Below are 255 nucleotides of genomic sequence, written 5' to 3'. Positions count from 1 at the left end.
TTTTGCCACCAGCATAACCTCGCAGACGCTGGCAGCCGGTTACACGGTCGCTGACGTGAACCGCGCGCTGATGAAAGACTTCGAGGCCAAAGGCGCGACCGAGGGTCTGACGCCTGAAATGCCCGTTACCGTATTCCCCAGGGGCAGGGTGCTGTTTGGCATGACACGGCATCTTATGGATAACGTGGCCGGACAATGCGGCGCATCATGGCAATTCGTGGACGGTCAGCGCCAGATGGTGGCGAATAATGAGTA

Annotated in this window: 1 protein-coding gene; it reads left to right on the top strand. The window is 58.4% G+C overall.

What is annotated here, in order from left to right:
- Window positions 1-255 (top strand): hypothetical protein (locus COJ96_RS25860; RefSeq protein ID WP_218936541.1); only part of this gene is annotated, 255 nt, incomplete at both ends.

Source organism: Bacillus sp. AFS073361 (assembly GCF_002567005.1).
Lineage (GTDB): Bacteria > Bacillota > Bacilli > Bacillales > Cytobacillaceae > Neobacillus.
Note: the sequence above shows the minus strand (reverse complement) of the source record. Positions and strands in the feature narration are given on the sequence as shown.